Raw genomic sequence first — 17,948 nt, 5'->3', positions numbered from 1 at the left:
CTCGCCGGCGTCTCGATCGTTAGAGAGCATTGCCATAGTACGGTTTCAGCTTTTCGAACATGCGGTATCCGAGCCCCAGGCTCAGCAGCGCGAACAAGAGGGTAATCGCCCAGGCGTACGGATGTCTGAACGAACCGAAGAAGAGAACGTCCTGGTAGACCCAGACGAGGTAGCTGAAGGGATTCGAATAGATCAATGGACGGAGGGCACGCGGCATCCAGTCAGGGAGGTACACCGTCGGCATCAGGTACATCGCGATCGACGTGAACACGGTGACGAGTTCGCGCAGATCGCGGAAGAACGGCGTGATCGCAGCAAGGGCGAAGCTCAATCCGACAGCCAGGATCGCATGAATGACGAATACGACCGGCAGCAGCAGGACCATCCAGCTGAGGCCTCCCACATAGGCCTTGTAGACAATGACGAGTGCGAGGGCCGGCAGATGAGGTATCGTTGCAGCAATGGTCGACGCGATCGGAAGCAGCTCGATCGGAAACACGACCTGCTTGACCAGGCTTGCACTCCCGATCAACGCTCCGGGTCCGCGCACCAGCGCAGCCTGCATCATCAGCCAAGGAACCAGGCTTGCCAGGATATAGGCGGAGAAATCGCCGGGAAAATCCGCGCTGATTGACAGCTTGCTTCCCAGCACGAAGCCGAAGATGAGCAGGTATGTCCCAACGACCACGAGGGGATGAATGAAGACCCACAAGGCACCAAACCCGTGCCGGGCATGCGCAGCGCTCAGGTCACGATCCACCATCTCCCGCAATAGATCGGGGTACCGCCGGATCTGCTCGATCGTCGTCCATAAGGCCTGAGAGTTGCGGTATGGCGACAAGCCGACCCGCACCCATCTTGCTGCCGGGAAGATACCATTCATCTGCAGCGCGTTCCCATCTGTGCGTGCCTAGAAGCTGCTTTCCATGATCTGCTCGAGATTGAGCAAAGACCAGATCAGCAGCCGCCTGTTTTCCCGCCCTTCCAGATGTTCATCGACCAGCGAGCGAACGGTCTTCCGGTCGACAAAATCGTAGATCCGAGCGGTGTTGCTGAAGAGTCTTCGTTTGACATACTCGATGCTTTCTCCCTTGAACCAGCTGGCATCCGGCGCCGAGAAGCCCTGCTTCTCGCGCTCTGCCACCTCGTCCGGAATATGCCGGCTCATCATCTTCCGCAAAATCAGCTTGCCATCCCTTGTGCGCTCGTAATAGCGCTGCGCCTTTCCTCCAGGCTCGTTTTCGTTGAGGCCAATGACCTCCGTCAGATTGCCGAGCTTCATCTTGGCCGGGAGCTTCATTGCGAAATCGACGAGATCATTGTCGAGAAACGGCACCCTGCTCTCGAGCCCGTGTGCCATGGCCAGCTTGTCCTCGACGACAAGAAGTCCGTTCAGGAACGTCTTGGCCTCGAAGTAGAGCGAGTGATTGACATAATCCTCGGGCCGCCGCAGCTCCGAGGCGTGCTCCTTGAACACGCCCCTGAAAATATCGATCGGCGAGGTCTGCCTGGCTTCATCCCATACCGGTCCGAGAAGCCGCGGCATCGTTCCACTCGGGACCATACGCTGCCAGAACCCGAAGTATTTTTCGATGTAGTGATCGAAGTCATCGTTCACGACAGCGCGATAGTAGCGCCAGGGGTACCCGCCGAAGAGTTCATCTCCCCCGGTCCCCGTCAGCACCACTTTGCCAAACTTGGACGCGAGCTTCGCCGCGTAGAAGTTGGGATAGGACTGGCCGACACGAGGCTCTTCCAGATGCCACGCCAGCTGAGGCAGCGCGCGCTCCATGTCGCCGGCCTTCAAGACCATTTCGTAGTGCTCGGTCTTGAACAGATACGACATATGCTCGGCCTTGGTCCGTTCGTCGTATCCTAGTTCGACGCCCGAGGCCGAGTTGAGATCGAAGCCGACCGTAAACGTCCGCATGAACGGCAGTTGGCTCGATGCGAGCGCGGTGATGGAGCCGGAATCCATGCCGCCGGAAAGATAGCACCCGACCTCGACGTCGCTCACGAGTTGCCGGTTAACGGCCTGCCTGAACAAGCGATCGAGCTCGTCGGTCGCCTCAATCTCGTCGACCGCGTACTCCGGTTCCTCGAAATGAAAATCCCAGTACTGCACCGGTTCGACGGCCCTGCCGTCCTGCGAAATCTGCAGGTAGCAGCCGGCGGGCAGCAACTTCACGCCGGCAAACAGTGTCCGCTCGGCGAAGAAGTTTTGAAAACTCAGATATTCCGACAGTCCGCTGATGTCGACACGCGGCTTGTACTCCGGAAATGCCCGAAAAGCCTTGTGCTCGGAAGCGAAGACGAATGTCTGGCCAAGCTCCGCGTAGTAAAGCGGTTTCACGCCGAAGCGATCCCGGGCCAATGTGAGCTTCCGCTCCTGATTGTCCCAGATCGCAAAGGCGAACATGCCGTTGAACTTGAGCAGCGCTCCAAGGCCCCACTCGGCGAAGGCATGCAGCAACACCTCGCTGTCGCCGGAGGAGTTGAAAACGCGCCCCCTGGCCGAAAGCTCGATCTTCAATTCCTTGAAATTATAGATTTCCCCATTGTAGGTCAGCACAAAGCGCCCGTCCCGCGTCTCCATCGGCTGCCGCGCGGCGTCGGTCAGATCGATGATCGAGAGCCGGCGATGGCCTAGTCCGACGGGACCGTTGCAGTAGTGGCCTTCGCCGTCCGGCCCGCGATGGGCAATGATATCGGTCATTGCCGTCAACGTGGTTATTGAAGCGGGCCGCCCGTCGCGGTGCAGAATTCCGGCTATGCCGCACATGTGATTCTGGCCGATCTATTCCATGATCTCGGATGCGAACTCAGATCTGAGCCCTTCAGATTTGGGCCTTGGCACGACGCTGATCGACCTGATCGATATGGCTCTTGCGCCAGTCGATCAGCCGCCGCAACCCGTCATCCAGGTCAATCGCGGCGGTGAAGCTGATTTCTTCCTGCGCCCGCTTCGGCGAACCGATCCGATTGCGCACAAGCGTGGCCTGGCTGCGCGGCGCATAGTTGATGGGCTGATTGGAACCGGTCAGGTTCAGGAGCTTTTCGGCGATCTGCTTCAGCGAGGTCCGCTGGCCCGTGCCGACATTGTAGAAGCGATCCGTCGCGGTCGCGCCCATGGCGCACAGATTGGCTCGCGCGCAGTCTTCCACCGCGACGAAATCGAAGGCTTCCGATCCATCGCCGAGAATGGTCGGCCCGTCTCCCTTGTCGATGGCATCGAGCATCTTCATGATCACTGCGATGTATGCTCCCCGGTAATCCTGACGCGGTCCGTACACGTTCATGTACCGGAGGCCGACATAGTCGAGGCCATAGCGGAAGTGGTAGGCACGGGCCATCGCCTCGCCGCAGATCTTGGTCGCACCATAGAAGTTCTTGTTGTTGAACGGATGGTCCTCCGTCATCGGCTCCTCGACGGCATCGCCGTACACCGACGCCGACGACGACCAGACCAACCGCTTGACCCCGTTGCGCACGCAGCCGTCCAGCACGTTGAACATTCCGTTGACGTTGACGTCAAAGGCCGTCCGCGGGAATTCGTGGCACTGCAGCAGCCAGAGCGCAGCGAACTGGAAGACGCCGTCGGCTCCCTTCAGGGCAGCATCGAGGATATCGACCTGGGTGATATCGCCGCCGGCCTCGAAAATCTTGACGCGGGGGTCGCGCAAGGCGCCTGCAAGGTTCTCATGCGTGCCGCGCACGAAATTATCGTAAATGACGATCTCGCCGACGTCAGTCTGCGTCAGCTGATCGACCGCATGCGACCCGATCAGCCCGGCGCCCCCGATAACGACAACCTTCTTTCCGCGAATATCCATCTTCTTCAACCCTCGATTTCAACCAGCGCTTCATTGTGAAGCTCATAACGACGATGAGTGCGTGGGCAGACCAGGTCGCTGCCCAGTCGCTCGCCTGCTCTGCTCATCCAGCCAATCCGTCGCGCCGGATTGCCCGCCATCAACGAAAAGGCGGCGACATTCTTGGTGACGACGGAACCTGCTCCGATGAAACTGTACTCGCCCAGCGAATGTCCGCAGACGATGGTCGCATTGGCGCCAATGCTGGCGCCGCGTCCGATCGGCGTCCTGCGAAACTCGTCCTTCCGCGACACACCGGCGCGCGGATTGTTGACGTTCGTGAAGACACAGCTCGGGCCGCAGAACACGTCGTCCTCGAGTTCGACGCCATCATAGATCGAGACGTTGTTCTGGATCTTGCAGCCGTTTCCGATCCTGACGTTCGGACCGATCATCACGTTCTGGCCGATCGAGCAGTCTTCGCCGATCACCGTGCGCGACAAAATATGGCAAAAGTGCCAGATCTTGGTGCCGCGCCCGAGCACTGCTCCATCGTCGACGTAGCTCGATTGATGGATCAAGACGCCTGGAAAGCGCGGATCCTCGCGCATCTCGCTCATTTGTGCATCGCCTTCTGGGCGAAGGCGTGAACGCCATTGCTTCGGACGATCGGCGCATGGCGAAACGTGGAGACGATATCGATCGAGGGGCGAACTTCGTCCAGCCTGAAGCCGCGACCGGCGACGATCTCCTCATAGCTCCGCGTGTGGAGATCGGTGAACCCTTCGGAAAACTCGACCTCCTCGCCGTCGACGGTGATCGAGCGATAGGTCGTCTTCTTGCCTTTCACGCCGTCGGGCAAATCGTTGCGGTCCAGCGACAGGAACCAGCTCACATCCGCGCGTTCGCATTCCAGAGAGCCGGCCGCCCTCTCCGCCTCACGCAGATGCGCCTCGTTGCGGCTGGCAGGGCCGAACACGAAGCTCAGCATGTCGAAGAAGTGCACTCCGATGTTGGTGGCCACGCCACCCGACTTCGGGTCTGCCCCCTTCCAGGAGGTGTGATACCAGCGCCCGCGCGACGTGATATAGGTGAGCTCGACCTTGTGGCGCTTCTGCGAATTGGCGAAGCGATCGCGCAACGCGATGATCGCCGGATGCAGGCGCAATTGCAGAATGGTCGAGATGCGGCGGCCGGTGTCCTGCTCGATGGCGGCCAGTTCGTCGATGTCGCCGGGATTGAGGACCAGCGGCTTTTCGCAGATGGCATCCACGCCAGATCGCAGCGCAAACCGACAATGCGCGTCGTGCAAATAGTTCGGCGAGCAGATCGACATATAGTCGATCTTCTTGCCGCCCCTGCGCAACTGGTCGACGTGACGATCGAACAGCTCGAACTGGGTGAAGAAATCCGCATCCGGAAAATGGCTATCCATGATGCCCACGGAATCGTTGGGATCGTACGCCACCGCCAGATTGCCGCCGGTCTCGGCCATCGCCCGCATGTGCCGCGGCGCGATGTAGCCGGCAGCGCCGATCAGTGCGTAAGTCGTCATGGGCCCCTCTCTCAAACGTTTTCTGCCTGTTTCAGGCAAGCTACCGCACTCGGGGTGAATCGAGCATCACACCCAAGCCAAACATGTCCATCACGCCTGCCCGAGGGCAGACGCACTTACGCCGCAGCGATCAGGTCCGTCCCGACAAGAACACGGACCTTGCGGCCCAACAGGTTCAAGAGAACCGCAACGCGATGGTGATCGCTGGCGTCTTCAACGAGCGCAAGACTGTCGACGAACGCACCCTCGACAATTCGCACTTTATCCCCGGGCGAGAACGCCGGCCTGCGTGCAAGCGTGATGAAGCCGGCGTCGTCCTCGCGCCCCTTCAAGGCATCGATGACGCGGTCTTCCACCATGGCCGGCCGGTCTCCGACGCATACGAGGTGCGACACGCCGAGCGTCGATTGAATGGCACGCCATCGCTGCGACGCGAGATCGATCCCGACGAAGAGATAGCGCGGAAACAACGGACGCGGCACAGTCTCCACCTTCCTGGCGTGGCTGCGGCGCTTCAGGTAACGCGGGAAATAGATCGAAAAGCCCTGCCGCTCGAGGTTGGCGGCCGCCTTTGCCTCGGCGTTGACTTGCGTCTGGACGACGTACCAGCGTGAATCGTGTTCCATGGTCATCACGCTCCCAGCGACTGCTTTGGACGCAGGCCCAGCAGATCCGGCGCAAGGACTTTCTCCGCGCCGAAATTGCTGACTGCCTGCTCGAATACGCTTCGCGCCGCCGTCAGATGCGTCACAACGACCGCATCGAACGGCTCGTCCACCAACGCATAGGAGGAGACGACCTTGACACCAATGAACCGGGTCGCGGTTGCATCGGGATCCACGATCGCAAGGACCGAAACCGGCCCATCGACCGCGCACAGGATCGCGATTTCGCAGAGGTCGGATTGCCCGGCGAGCACCACCCGCCTGAAGCCGAGCGCCTGAGCGCGCTCGAACAGCCTGCCGTATTCCTCCTTCGCCTTGCGGAAGAGCGAAAAGGAGTCCGACAGGAACTGGACGGTCAGTCGCGATTTCTCGGAGAAGCCTTGCGGCGTGAGGTAATAGGCATAACGCCGCGCCGGTGCCTGCCCGACCTTGACGAAACCCTTCTTGATCGCCCGCTTGAGATACGCGTTGACCAGGCCGAGCGCGACGCCGAGATCGGCTGCCATCCGCCGCTGCGATTGCGCACCATCTGCCTCGAGCGAGGTGAGCAGCCCGAGCACCAGCCGGTCGCTGTCGTTCTCATCCGTTGGTAGAATGCCTGCCATCACGCCCATCCCCACTGGAGGGGCTGATAGCGCGTTCACTGGATGAACGTCAAGCTAATTCGTTCACGCCATGAACGTAGCAAGCTACTGATAATAAAAGGATTTATTTGAGGCCAATGTGTCGCTGGGGTCACACTTGGGCAGGATCCCCCGGCTCGGCCAGATATTGCGCAGCGAGCGTCGAATAGCTGTACCGCTCTGCGATGGCGACGCGCTCGGCCCGCGAACGCACCGGACCGTTGAGCGCAGCGCGCAGCGACGCGGCGAGTGCGCCGGGGTCGTCCGGCGCGCATCGGGCAGTCACCAAATCCTCGAGCCCAACCAGCGCCCGCTCCTCGCAGGCAATGACGCTGCGCGGCGCGAACAAACCGTAGTCGAACAGCTTGTTGGGGCTGATGCCGTGGTGGTAGAGCGCGTTCTTGTGGAAGGCGACCACTGCGCAATCGGACGCGTGCAGCATACCGTGCACGATGGATCGATCGACCTCGTCGTGAAACTCGACGTTGGCGAGCCCCGCCGCCCGCTGTTTGAGCGCGACCCGGGACGTGCCGGAACCAATCATCACAAAATGGATCCCGGAGTTCGCTTCGCCGAGGATCGAGGCCGCGTCGAGAATAGCCTCCACGGCATTGGGCGGGCCCATGCCGCCGGCGTAGAGGACGACGCGCACGCCCTGCTGCTTGAGCAGGTTGATGCGGTCGATCAGGGGGTGATCAAGCTTCTCGATAGTAAGCGCGCTCTGTATTTCACCGTCGGACACCCCGTTGGGGACCCACAAGAACTTGCCCGCCGGCAAGCCACGCGCGCGCATGTGGGCTTCGGCTCCGGCCAAGAGGCAGATCACGCGATCAGCCGCGCGATAGGCGGCGCGCTCCTTCCAGCCGAGCACCTTCATCAGGGGATGCCATGCCGGCGTCATTCCGAGCGCCACGATGCTTTCCGGCCAGAGATCGCGGACCTCCAGCCAAAACCTGGCATCGAAATGCCGGGCGATCTGGTGCGCCGCTGAGATGAAGAACAGATGCGGGCTCGACGCGATCATCAGATCCGGTTTGCCGAACTGCGCGGCAATTGCGCTCGCGGTCGAGCGAACGGCCGGCCCAAAGCTCAGATTGTTCCGAAGCCGCCCCAAGCTGCCACTGCCATAGCGCGGGGTGTCGAGGAACCAGAAGTCGACGTCGTTGATCCGCTGCGGCCCCGCAGCGCGCGCCTCCCGGTGCAGGTGATGGAAGCCGGCGCTGACCACGACGACCCGATGCCCCATTCTTCCCCAAGCGTCGGCGAGCCAAAACGGCCGCCAGTGACGGCCGAGGCCCGGCCCCCCGGCGAACGGATGCAATAGCCAGATGTTCATGGGGCCGCCCGGAAAGCAGCAGCCAGCAAGCCGTCAATTGCGGACAGCAACGATGACATCCAGGAATCCCCAGGCCTCATGGCGCTTCGACCCGAAAGCGCTCACCCCAGAGCGCAACGCAATAAAGCCTCCAGCGCATCCCAAGATCGAGCCGATGAAATTTTCTCTTGAGCTTCGGCATGTCGACATAACGGGCCAAAAGCTCGCTTGCGATCACCTTGTCATACATCGGAGCCGAGTGTCGCGTGAGCCAGATCCGGTCCGGAGCAGCGAAACCGATCTTGTCCCTCCGCCAGCTGATGCTGGCCGGCAGCAGATCGCTCATGGCGGCACGGAGCGGCCATTTTGCCCACCCCTTGTTCAGCTTGATGCGTGTTGGCAGCGCCAACGCAAACTCGACGAAGCGATAGTCAAGGAACGGAAGTCGCGTTTCGATGCCGAACCGCATCGAGTTCTTGTCTTCGAAACGCAGCAGCATCGGCAGATTGGTCTCGGTAATCTCCAGCACTTGCATGGCCTGCGCATCCCTCGTCTTCGAGGCAAAGCGGCGAAGCGGCTCGGGCAAGCCGGGATTTCTGAGAAAACTGTAACGCAGCCGGTAATAGGCAGCGCGCAGCCCTGCCGAACTGGCACCGAACAGATACATCAGCAACCGCCCGCGCGAAACACCTGCCCGCGTGGCGGCGCCGAAGGCCGACAGAAATCCACGGAAGCCACCGCTGCGAAGATGGTCGAGCAACCAGGCCGCATAGTAGCGATGGTACCCCAACAACGTTTCGTCACCGCCCTGACCGTCGAGCAGCACGATGACGCCGTTTGATCGCGCGGCCTGCATCACCGCATACTGCATCATGATCGAAGGGCCGGCGAACGGCTCCTCCTGGACGTCGAGCAAGGTCTCGGCCGTGGATGCGAAGTCCTGATAGGACGGTTTGGTGCGTAGCCAGTTCAACTCTGCCTTTTCCGCAACCTCCGCCGCGTACTCCTCTTCATTGTTGGACGCCTGCTCGCTCACGGCCGTGATGGCAAAGAAGCGCTCGCTCGAACCTGGCGCATAGCGCCGCGCCGCCAGTGTCGCGACGCTCGAACTGTCCAGCCCACCCGACAGGCAGGTTCCGACACGGACATCCGAACGCAACCGCAGACGCGTCGCGTCATCAAGCAGCTCTCGCAACGATTTCGCTGCGCCGCCTTCGTCGGAGACGGCCGCCCCAGGCGCAAGCGAATAGTAGCGTTCGATTTCGATCTGCCCGGTCGACACGTCGACGCGCATCCGATGCCCGGGAGGCAACTTCTCGACGCCCTTGAAGAAGGTCCGGCTGGTATGGTCGGTCATGCCGCAAACGAGGAAATCGCTGATCAGATCGTCATCCGCGATCGGGCGCTCGACCAACGGAAGAAGCTGGCGGATCTCCGAGCCGAACGCGAACTGCCTCGCCGTATTGATGTAGTAGAACGGCTTCACGCCGAACCTGTCCCGGGCGCAGAACAGCGTGTTGTCGCGCTCGTCGTGAATCGCAAACGACCACATGCCGTTGAAGCGCTCGAGGCACCCAGCACCCCAGCAAACATAGGCTGTGAGCAGGACCTCGGTGTCCGAGGCCGTGTGAAAGGTATATCCGAGAGCCTCGAGCTCCGAGCGGAGCTCAACGTAATTGTAGATCTCGCCGTTGTAGGTGATCCAGATGGGAAGCCGTCTGTCGCGCATCGGCTGTGCGCCGTCGTCGGTCAGATCGATGATGGCCAGTCGCCGGTGTCCCATCCCGACGTTCCCGTTGACCCTCACCCCACGCCCATCCGGTCCGCGGTGGGCGACGAGATCGGTCATCTGGTCCACTTGGCGGGCATCGACGGGCCCGGTCTTATCTACGAGGCCAAATATGCCGCACACGAAATGCCTATCCAGATTGATTCGATGGCGGAGCTCGGTATAACCGCCGCGTCGGAATATGTGCGCATTTGGAACAAACCGCCGCTGTCTTAGCCTGTTCATGTATTGAGCGTCAACGTTCCCGGACCAATCGAAGCTGCCTTCATGCGCTGCTGAAACCTGAGATAGCGAGGCTCGGCCGCCAGCTCTGCACCGCCTCTCCGGGCCTGCATCACATGGCCGCTTCGGACCAAACCTGTGCTAGAAACCGCTGGCTGATGTTGAGTTGGCATCCATCGGATCCCTGAGTGAACAAGATTGAACCCATCGGACCGACGTCCCTGACGGAAGCGCCGCTTCCCCCCGACGGCATTGCATCTCCCCTGCCGGCCCAATCTGCCATCGCAGGTTTCGTCACCCGCGTGCTTGTTCGCGCGGCGCGGCGCGCCACCGAGAAGCGTCTGGCCAAGGGAAAGGTGCGTACCTTGTGGGCCGCCACCCCGATCCTCACCTTGCCGCTTCTCGCCCGCTGCGATCGCTTGCTGGGATTTCGCTCCTCGTCGCTGGTCTTCAACACGTACTACGTGACGAGATCATTCGACATCAATCTCATCCTGTTCGAGGGTTTCCTTCGGCTGCTGCGCAGCCGAAGAGGTCTCGGCCTGTTTCGTCGCGTGGTCCTGGCGTGGGCCCTGCTGCGCTACGATATCTTCAACTACTTCTACGACCGTGGCCTGATGCTGAGCGATGGACGCTATGGCATCAACCCTGAGGAACTCGACCTCCTGTTCCAGTCGGGAAAGCGCTTGTACACCTACGCCTACGGCGCCGATGTCCGGGCACGGGAAGCAACGCTCGCACTCGGTCACCCGAACCTGTGCGAGGAATGCCCGGCCCCGGGCAAGTTTTGTGTCTGCACGACAGAGATGCACGCCTCATCGATCAACCGCCTCACAGGCCGCGCGACCGCGCAGATCGCGATGGGGGACATGGTGACGTATGTGCCTGGCTGCCGGGACATGCACTATTGGCCGATCGACGCAAGCACGCTCGCCGCGAAGCCGCCGGTCTACAAGGCCGGCGACGTGCTGAAGGTGGCCCATGCGCCGAACCACGGACACTTCAAGGGGACGAGGCTTCTGATCGAGGCGATTGATCGGCTGGTGAAGGAAGGAGAGAAGATCGAGCTGGTTTCCGTCCAGGGCGTTCCCAACAAGAAGGTCCTCGAGCTCTTTGGCGCATCGCACGTTGTTGCTGATCAGTTCGTCGCAGGCTTTCACGGCTACACGGCCCTCGAGGCGATGGCCATGGCGAAGCCGGTCTTGTGCTTTCTGCGCGGCGACCAGATGATGATCGATCCGGCAACCTGCCCGATCATCAACACGCGTCCTGACGAGATCTATGATGTGCTGAAGCGATGCTTGAGCGGTGCGCTCGACCTGAATGCCATCGGCAAGGCCGGGCGCCGCTACGTAGAAGCACATTATAGCCTGCAAGCCGTCGCAGCCCGGCTCGGAAGGCTCTATTGTGAAACCGCCGATCTTCCCGAAGATCTGCAGACAAGCCTGACGAGGCAAATCGGCGAGTTCGCGAGCCACGATCATGCCAAGTAACCTGCGTAACCTTCGTCCCGCTCGGTGGACCTGAATACCCGCACATGAGAATCCTGCACGGACCAGTCAATGTCGGCAATCAGCCCTGGGTGCTATCCCGCGCCGAACGGCAGCTGGGGGCATCCAGCGACGTCGTCGTTCGGAACGACACATGGCTTGGATACTCGGCGGACCGGGTGCTATCGGCAAAGAGCGCCGGATTTCTCGAAACCGCCATTCGCAGCACGGCGTTCGGCCTCAAGAACCAATGGCGCTACGACGTTCTTCATTTCTACTTTGGACAGACCTTTCTGTCGCCGGGCTTTCCGCTTTCAGCACCGGGATCATTGCTCTCCAGGGCGTCGCTGCTGACGGACACGATCAACCGGCTTTCGGCTGCAGACCTGCATGTCGCGCGCTTCTTCAACAAGAAGCTGTTCATGACACTGCAAGGTTGTGACGTCCGACTGGCGAATGAGGGCAACAAGAGAAACCAATGGACGATGTGCGCCCCGCAGCATTGCGAGCTGTATCAAAGATGCACGGACGCTCTCGACCACCGACGCCACTTCCTGATCGAAAAGGTCCTGCCGCTGTTCGATCGCGTCTTCTATCTCAATCCTGAGCTCGGGCACGTCGTACCGAACGGTCGATTCCTCCCCTATTCCAACGTCGAGATCGAGAAGTTCGACGTTGCTCCGCCCTCCCAGCAAGGGCGGCCGAAGATCGTTCATGCCCCGACCGCCGGACGGATCAAGGGCACACCGATGATCATGAACGCCCTCGAACAGTTGCGATCGCGGTACGACTTCGACCTGGTCCTTGTCGAAAACACCAGCCACGAGCGAGCGCTCGAGATCTATCGATCGGCCGATCTCGCGATCGACCAGGTGCTGGCAGGCTGGTATGGAGGCTTTGCCGTCGAAATGATGGCAATGGGAAAGCCGGTCGCATGTTACATCAGAGAAGAAGATATGATGTTCGTGCCGGACGCCATCAAGCGCGAGCTGCCTCTCTACCGGCTGAACCCAGGAAATCTTGTCGAGGACATTGCCGCCATTCTTGATCGGCGATCCGAATGGCAGATCCGTGGCCAGGCATCGCGGCTCTATGTCGAACGGTGGCACAACCCGAAGCTGATCGCCAAGGCGATGCTCGATGCCTACGAAGATCCCAACAGCGATTTCAAACTGATCGCGGACGCCAACTGAGGCCGGACGTTCGAACTGTCGTCCGCAAGATTTCAGCTCAGCCGACACCCCTTGCAAGCGCGCCACCGACTGCAGGCGTCATCGGCGATCAAGCTCTCATCTGGCCCTGCGCAGTGCCGAAACTGTGGAGCAACTCACAGATCATCTCTCCCTCATGCTGTCATGCCCATATCTGACCAGGGGTGACAGCAAGTACGAGAGTAGGGATCGCGCTCCAGTTGCAATCTCAACTGTCACGGCCATACCCGGGGACAGGTTGATCTCGCGATCGTCGATCATCATCTCTGTGCGATCCATCGACACACGTGCGGTGAACACCAGCTGCTGCCCTGCCGGCTCGCTCGTCGTGTTGGTGGAGCCCGGCGCCTGGTCGTTGGACTTGTCCCGGGGCTTTTCGCGAACGACCGCGTCGCGGGAGACACTCTCGACAGTGCCGTGGATCAATCCGTATTTGGTGAAGTTGAAGGTGTCGATCTTGATTTGCGCCTTTTGACCGGGATGCACGAATCCGACGTCCTTGTTCGGCACCATCGCTTCGATCTCGATGCGTCCGTTTGCGGGGGCGATGATCAGAAGCACCTGAGCGGGCGTCACGATGCCACCCGCGGTGTGAATCGCGAGCTGTTGGACGGTCCCGTCGATCGGCGACGTCATGTATTGTGCGTTGATCTTGCTCTGCACCTTCTCGATGTCGTGCGCCAGGCCGTCGGCCTTGCGCCGTGCTTCGACAAGCTGCCCGAACAACGTCCTCTGAAATTCAGCTATGGCCTGATCGCGCGATCCGCTGAGCGCGGCGATGCTGGCTTCGGCCTCCTGCAGACGGTTCTGCTGCACCACGACTTCACGCTGCGCCTCGGTCAGCGATTGGTAAATCTCCAGATACTGGTACTTCGAGGTGTATTCGCGCTCGGACGACGTCTTCCGGATATCGACCCTCTGCTGGATGATGGGAACGATGGCCGCGAGCTTCTCGAGCGTCGCCTGGGTGGTCGCTCGCGTGGCCTTTTTCTCCTCGAGTTGACGCGAGAGCGATTCGATCTTGGCGCGAAACTCGGCCGTCTGTTTCAGCAGGTAATCGCGCTCCACCGCGACTTCCGATGGTGAGGCGTCGTCAGGCGTATGAAAGGCGGTCAGAGGGTCGTCCGCATTGGCGAGTGCGGCGTTAATTCTGGCGACTTCGAGCCGCGCCGCCCGGTAATCGACGACCAGATGATCCCGTTCGGCCTGGTTGATGCGCGGATCCACCTCGACCAGAACGTCACCGGCCTTCACCTGCTGACCTTCGTGAACGTGAATCGCCTTCACGATCCCGGTCTCAAACGGCTGGATCACCTTCGTTCCGCCGATGGGAACGATCTTGCCCTGTGCAGATGCGACGATGTCCACCTTGCCGAAGGCCGCCCAGGCGAGCGCGACGCAGAAGACCGCGATAACTGTCGCGCCGGTGAGGCGTCCGGCGGGCGAGGCTGGTGTCTCCACGATTTCGAGTGCCGCCGGCAGGAACTCCCGCTCGTCGGTGCCGGACCGCAGGGCAAGCACGTTTCTAATCCGCGCCATCCGCCCGCCCCTCCTGCAAGCGATAGAGCTTGGAATATCTACCGTTGACGCTGATCAGCTGCTGATGCGTGCCGTCCTCGACGATGGACCCGTTTTCAACCGTCAAAATCCGATTGGCCCGGCGGATCGTGGACAGCCGGTGCGCGATGATCAGGGCGGTGCGTCCCCGCACGATCTGAAGCATGTTCTGCTGGATGATCTGCTCGCTTTCGTAATCCAGCGCGCTGGTGGCTTCATCGAAGATCAGAATCCGCGGGTTGGTCACGAGCGCGCGCGCGATCGCGATGCGCTGCCGCTGACCACCAGACAGAGTCGAACCTCGCTCGCCTACGGTCGTATCGTATCCATCGGTCAGTTCGAGGATGAACTCATGCGCGCCGGCAAGCTTTGCGGCCGCCACGACGCGCTCGATCGGCATGCCCGGCTCGGCCACCGCGATGTTCTCGCGTATGCTTGCATTGAACAGCACATTGTCCTGCAACACCACGCCGATCTGGCGCCTCAGCCAGGACGGATCGACCACCGCGAGGTCGACGCCGTCGATGAGAACCCGGCCGCGCTCCGGCACATAGAGCCGCTGCACGAGCTTTGCGATGGTGCTCTTGCCGGATCCCGACGATCCGACGATCCCCACCACCTGCCCTGCGGGAATCTCAAAATCGATGTCCTTCAGAACCTCCCTGCCATCCAGCTGATAGCGAAATCCGACCCGATCAAATTTGATCGCTCCGGATATTTCGGGGAGTGTTGACCGACTGAGATTGTAGGTCGGCTCCGCCGGCGTGTTGAGAATGTCGCCGAGACGCTCGACCGACAGCCGCGCCTGGTGGAAGTCCTGGTATATCTGCGCCAGCCGCAGCACCGGCTGACTGACCCTGCCCGCCAGCATGTTGAAGGCGACCAGCTCGCCCACGGTCAGGTTGCCTTCGATCACCGCCTTGGCGCCGAGATAGAGCGTGATCGCGGTGGTCGCCTTGCTGACGAACTGGACCGCCTGGCTCGTGACATTTCCGAGGTTGGAAACGCGGAAGCTCGACGTGACGTAGCCGGCGAGTTGCTCCTCCCACTTGCGCTGCGCCTGCGGCTCGATCGCCATCGACTTCAGCGTTTCAATGCCGGTTACGCTCTCCACCAGGAAAGCCTGGTTTTCGGCTCCCCGCCTGAACTTCTCGTCGAGGCGCCGGCGGAAGACGGGTGTCGCGCTCATCGACAGGGCCACATAGAACGGCAACGAGCCGACGACGACCAGCGTCAGAAGCGGCGAGTAGACGAACATGACGGCGAGGAAGACGAACGTGAAGAACAGGTCGATGGTGAGCGTCAGCGCGGAGCCGGTGAGAAAATTCCGAATGTTCTCCAGCTCACGTACCCTGGCGACGGAATCGCCGACCCGGCGGGCCTGGAAATAAGACAGCGGCAACGCCAGCAGATGACGGAAGAGTCTCGCTCCGAGCTCGACGTCGATGCGATTTGTCGTGTGCGAGAAGACGTAGGTCCGCAACGTGCCGAGAATGGTTTCGAACAGCACGATCGCAAAGAAGGCGAAGATCAGCACGTCCAACGTGCTGAGATTCTGATGCACCAGCACCTTGTCGATGACGACCTGGAATATCAGCGGCGAAGCCAGCGCAAACAGCTGGAGAAAGAAGGATGCGACCAGGACTTCGGCCAGAAGCGCGCGATATTTCACGATCGCGGCCAGGAACCATGTGATGTCGAAGCGCCGCGTCAGTTCGACCAGGCGTGCACGACGCGTGAACAAGACGATCTGGCCGTCCCAGATCTTCTCGAACTCGGCCTGACTGAGGATCTGCGGCACGGCAATCTTGGCGGACTGAACGAGAACCTTGCCCTCGGCCGCCTTGCCCAGGATCAGGAATCCACCGTCGCGCAGGGTGGCGATTGCCGGAAGCGGCGTTTTGAGCAGCCGCTTGAAGCTCGTTCGAAAGGCCCGCGCCTTGAAGCCCGATTGCCTCGCAAAGCGGAGCATCTCGGGGACGCCAATGCCGACATTTCCCAGCGCGTGCTGAATCTGCTTGGGATCCGCAGCAAAGCCATTGAGCTGGAGCAGACGGGCGAGCGCGATCAGCCCTTCGTCGGTTGCGTTGTGCTGGTCCGGGCCTTCGGACACCTGTCTTCCTGAAATATGAATAACAATAAGCTCCCTGATATTGCGAGAACGGCCTAATTTGCAAGTATTTGAGCTAGGCTACCAGCCCTGGTTGTCAAAAATACTTAATTCAATGCCCGTCCCCCTGGAGCGATCTCCTTCGCTCGGGGGGGGGGACGGGTTTTCCATACAGATTGCGCGATCACCCTACGCGTGATGCAGCGTGGTCAGCACACCGCTGGTCGAACGTGGCGACAACCGAGGCTCCTACGTGTCGGTCGCGCGAGGCTGCAAAGCTCGAGGCCAGATAGCGGCCGAGCAGCGAAATGCCGCCATATGCCTACCATCGGTCCCGGTCAGCGGGCCACCCGTAGTATTCCCGGTATGGGCGGGATTGGACCGATACGAAGTTGATGTCGGCGAAGTGGACGGTGCTTGGCGCCGCCCTGCCCGCAACGCTCCCACTGAAGCTCGCGGAGCTGCAACGCCTGAGCTTCCGGTGCTGCCTCGGAACGCCACCGGTGCCGCCGTCTCGCAGGGCAGGCTCCAGCGTGCTGCCTGCGAACCAGTGTCCGTTTCCGCTGGTGTCCCAAAGGCCGTATTCGGTAAGCTAGGCTGCTAGCTTAACTATCAAGGATCTTGGCCGGCCATCTCAAACGACGAATGCAAGATGCCGGTAACTCACGATCCGCATCAGGTAAATGCCGCGAGCGAAAGAGCTTGAATTCCTTCGTTCGCGTCCACCGAGGGGTATCATGTCGCAACCGCCCTATATTCTTGTCGCCACCCCAACCTACGGAGGATTGGCGACCACTTCATACATAACCTCACTTTTGACGCTTCAAACGACGTGCCTCGAGCTCGGCGTTGGCATGGGCGTTCGCTTCTTCAGTGACTCGCTGGTCACGCGCGCACGCAACGAGCTTGTCCGCCAGTTTCTGGCACACGAGCACGCAACGCACCTGATGTTCATCGATGCAGACATCGGATTCTCGCCCGACCAGGTGCTGCGACTTCTGAAGTTCAACGTCGACGTTGCGGCGGGCGCCTATCCCTTGAAAGAAGTCGACTGGGCCAAGGCCGAACGCGCCATCAAGGCCGGTCGTTCCAATGTCCAAACCGCGGCACTGCACTATGTACTGGCTTGGGAGGATAGCACCGCAATCACGGCGAGGGACGGCTTCGCGCCCGTGAAGCGCATCGGCACAGGTTTCCTCCTCATCCGACGCAATGTCATCGAGCGGATGTGCGACGCCTATCCCGAGCTTCGTCACATAGCTCCGGTCTATGCGGGGCACGTACCCGAAAACAGCCCCCGCTGGGCCCTGTTCGACTGCATGATTGATCCCGAAACTAAGGAATACCTTTCGGAGGATTATGCGTTCTGCCGGCGATGGCGCGATCTCGGCGGCGAGATCTGGCTCGATACGTTCAGCAAATTGAACCACACCGGCCCGGTGACGTTTACAGGAGATCTGCAGGCGCAGTTTATCCGACCCGAATAACGAAACGGATAGCTCTACACTTTTCAATGCACCGCGCTTTGCCGTCGAATGGCCGTTTGGACATTCGAGCGGCAAAGTGACGGGCAAGACGAGGCCATCTCTCCGTACAGGG

Annotated in this window: 15 protein-coding genes; 4 read left to right on the top strand and 11 right to left on the bottom strand. The window is 60.7% G+C overall.

Annotation, left to right across the window (positions count from 1 at the left end):
• Nucleotides 1-19 precede the first annotated feature (19 nt).
• From H8A95_RS15220 to asnB (H8A95_RS15180), 9 genes are all read right to left on the bottom strand, one after another.
• Entirely contained in the window at nucleotides 20-883 is an 864-nt protein-coding gene (locus tag H8A95_RS15220) for an ABC transporter permease (protein ID WP_229183873.1), read from the bottom strand.
• A 27-nt stretch (nucleotides 884-910) separates the two neighbouring features.
• Nucleotides 911-2,782: an asparagine synthase (glutamine-hydrolyzing) gene (asnB, locus tag H8A95_RS15215; RefSeq protein ID WP_229183872.1), complete on the bottom strand. Its 1,872-nt coding sequence runs from the start codon at nucleotides 2,780-2,782 to the stop codon at nucleotides 911-913.
• 55 nt (nucleotides 2,783-2,837) lie between these two features.
• Nucleotides 2,838-3,833, bottom strand: coding sequence for an NAD-dependent epimerase/dehydratase family protein (locus tag H8A95_RS15210; protein WP_229183871.1), 996 nt, complete (start codon nucleotides 3,831-3,833; stop codon nucleotides 2,838-2,840).
• 5 nt (nucleotides 3,834-3,838) lie between these two features.
• Nucleotides 3,839-4,432, bottom strand: coding sequence for an acyltransferase (locus H8A95_RS15205; protein WP_229183870.1), 594 nt, complete (start codon nucleotides 4,430-4,432; stop codon nucleotides 3,839-3,841).
• Entirely contained in the window at nucleotides 4,429-5,367 is a 939-nt protein-coding gene (locus H8A95_RS15200; protein ID WP_229183869.1) for a Gfo/Idh/MocA family oxidoreductase, read from the bottom strand. Before H8A95_RS15200 ends, H8A95_RS15205 begins: the two co-directional genes overlap by 4 nt.
• A gap of 116 nt (nucleotides 5,368-5,483) precedes the next feature.
• The gene (nusG, locus tag H8A95_RS15195; protein ID WP_229183868.1) at nucleotides 5,484-5,993 is read right to left on the bottom strand and encodes a transcription termination/antitermination protein NusG; all 510 of its coding nucleotides are present in this window, start codon (nucleotides 5,991-5,993) and stop codon (nucleotides 5,484-5,486) included.
• 5 nt (nucleotides 5,994-5,998) lie between these two features.
• Nucleotides 5,999-6,637 (bottom strand): winged helix-turn-helix transcriptional regulator, encoded by a 639-nt coding sequence (locus tag H8A95_RS15190; protein ID WP_229183867.1) that lies wholly within the window; start codon nucleotides 6,635-6,637, stop codon nucleotides 5,999-6,001.
• Nucleotides 6,638-6,767: 130 nt separating this feature from the next.
• Nucleotides 6,768-7,991: a glycosyltransferase family 4 protein gene (locus H8A95_RS15185; protein WP_229183866.1), complete on the bottom strand. Its 1,224-nt coding sequence runs from the start codon at nucleotides 7,989-7,991 to the stop codon at nucleotides 6,768-6,770.
• Between the two features lie 76 nt (nucleotides 7,992-8,067).
• Nucleotides 8,068-9,819: an asparagine synthase (glutamine-hydrolyzing) gene (gene asnB / locus H8A95_RS15180; RefSeq protein WP_229183865.1), complete on the bottom strand. Its 1,752-nt coding sequence runs from the start codon at nucleotides 9,817-9,819 to the stop codon at nucleotides 8,068-8,070.
• Between asnB (H8A95_RS15180) and H8A95_RS15175 the strand changes: the two genes are divergently transcribed.
• The 3 genes from H8A95_RS15175 (at nucleotide 9,799) to H8A95_RS15165 (ending at nucleotide 12,664) form a co-directional block, all read left to right on the top strand.
• Nucleotides 9,799-9,975: a hypothetical protein gene (locus tag H8A95_RS15175; protein ID WP_163152925.1), complete on the top strand. Its 177-nt coding sequence runs from the start codon at nucleotides 9,799-9,801 to the stop codon at nucleotides 9,973-9,975. The two genes, asnB (H8A95_RS15180) and H8A95_RS15175, sit on opposite strands and share 21 nt — an antisense overlap.
• Before the next feature lie 194 nt (nucleotides 9,976-10,169).
• Entirely contained in the window at nucleotides 10,170-11,474 is a 1,305-nt protein-coding gene (locus H8A95_RS15170) for a glycosyltransferase family protein (RefSeq protein ID WP_229183864.1), read from the top strand.
• Nucleotides 11,475-11,563: 89 nt separating this feature from the next.
• Nucleotides 11,564-12,664 (top strand): glycosyltransferase, encoded by a 1,101-nt coding sequence (locus H8A95_RS15165; RefSeq protein WP_229183863.1) that lies wholly within the window; start codon nucleotides 11,564-11,566, stop codon nucleotides 12,662-12,664.
• 141 nt (nucleotides 12,665-12,805) lie between these two features.
• Here the strand turns inward: H8A95_RS15165 and H8A95_RS15160 are convergent, their stop codons facing one another.
• Nucleotides 12,806-14,221 (bottom strand): HlyD family type I secretion periplasmic adaptor subunit, encoded by a 1,416-nt coding sequence (locus tag H8A95_RS15160; protein WP_229183862.1) that lies wholly within the window; start codon nucleotides 14,219-14,221, stop codon nucleotides 12,806-12,808.
• Nucleotides 14,208-16,352, bottom strand: a complete 2,145-nt coding sequence (locus H8A95_RS15155) for a type I secretion system permease/ATPase (protein ID WP_229183861.1) — start codon at nucleotides 16,350-16,352, stop codon at nucleotides 14,208-14,210. Before H8A95_RS15155 ends, H8A95_RS15160 begins: the two co-directional genes overlap by 14 nt.
• A gap of 734 nt (nucleotides 16,353-17,086) precedes the next feature.
• Between H8A95_RS15155 and H8A95_RS15150 the strand changes: the two genes are divergently transcribed.
• Entirely contained in the window at nucleotides 17,087-17,836 is a 750-nt protein-coding gene (locus H8A95_RS15150) for a hypothetical protein (RefSeq protein WP_163152927.1), read from the top strand.
• Nucleotides 17,837-17,948 lie beyond the last annotated feature (112 nt).

This window comes from Bradyrhizobium oropedii, from assembly GCF_020889685.1.
Classification (GTDB): domain Bacteria; phylum Pseudomonadota; class Alphaproteobacteria; order Rhizobiales; family Xanthobacteraceae; genus Bradyrhizobium; species Bradyrhizobium oropedii.
Note: the sequence above shows the minus strand (reverse complement) of the source record. Positions and strands in the feature narration are given on the sequence as shown.

What these genes read in the sequence shown, in the direction of transcription:
- H8A95_RS15220 (WP_229183873.1), bottom strand. Translation starts at nt 883, where the DNA reads ATGAATGGTATCTTCCCGGCAGCAAGATGGGTGCGGGTCGGCTTGTCG.
- asnB (WP_229183872.1), bottom strand. Translation starts at nt 2,782, where the DNA reads ATGTGCGGCATAGCCGGAATTCTGCACCGCGACGGGCGGCCCGCTTCA.
- H8A95_RS15210 (WP_229183871.1), bottom strand. Translation starts at nt 3,833, where the DNA reads ATGGATATTCGCGGAAAGAAGGTTGTCGTTATCGGGGGCGCCGGGCTG.
- H8A95_RS15205 (WP_229183870.1), bottom strand. Translation starts at nt 4,432, where the DNA reads ATGAGCGAGATGCGCGAGGATCCGCGCTTTCCAGGCGTCTTGATCCAT.
- H8A95_RS15200 (WP_229183869.1), bottom strand. Translation starts at nt 5,367, where the DNA reads ATGACGACTTACGCACTGATCGGCGCTGCCGGCTACATCGCGCCGCGG.
- nusG (WP_229183868.1), bottom strand. Translation starts at nt 5,993, where the DNA reads ATGGAACACGATTCACGCTGGTACGTCGTCCAGACGCAAGTCAACGCC.
- H8A95_RS15190 (WP_229183867.1), bottom strand. Translation starts at nt 6,637, where the DNA reads ATGGCAGGCATTCTACCAACGGATGAGAACGACAGCGACCGGCTGGTG.
- H8A95_RS15185 (WP_229183866.1), bottom strand. Translation starts at nt 7,991, where the DNA reads ATGAACATCTGGCTATTGCATCCGTTCGCCGGGGGGCCGGGCCTCGGC.
- asnB (WP_229183865.1), bottom strand. Translation starts at nt 9,819, where the DNA reads ATGACCGATCTCGTCGCCCACCGCGGACCGGATGGGCGTGGGGTGAGG.
- H8A95_RS15160 (WP_229183862.1), bottom strand. Translation starts at nt 14,221, where the DNA reads ATGGCGCGGATTAGAAACGTGCTTGCCCTGCGGTCCGGCACCGACGAG.
- H8A95_RS15150 (WP_163152927.1), top strand. Translation starts at nt 17,087, where the DNA reads ATGTCGCAACCGCCCTATATTCTTGTCGCCACCCCAACCTACGGAGGA.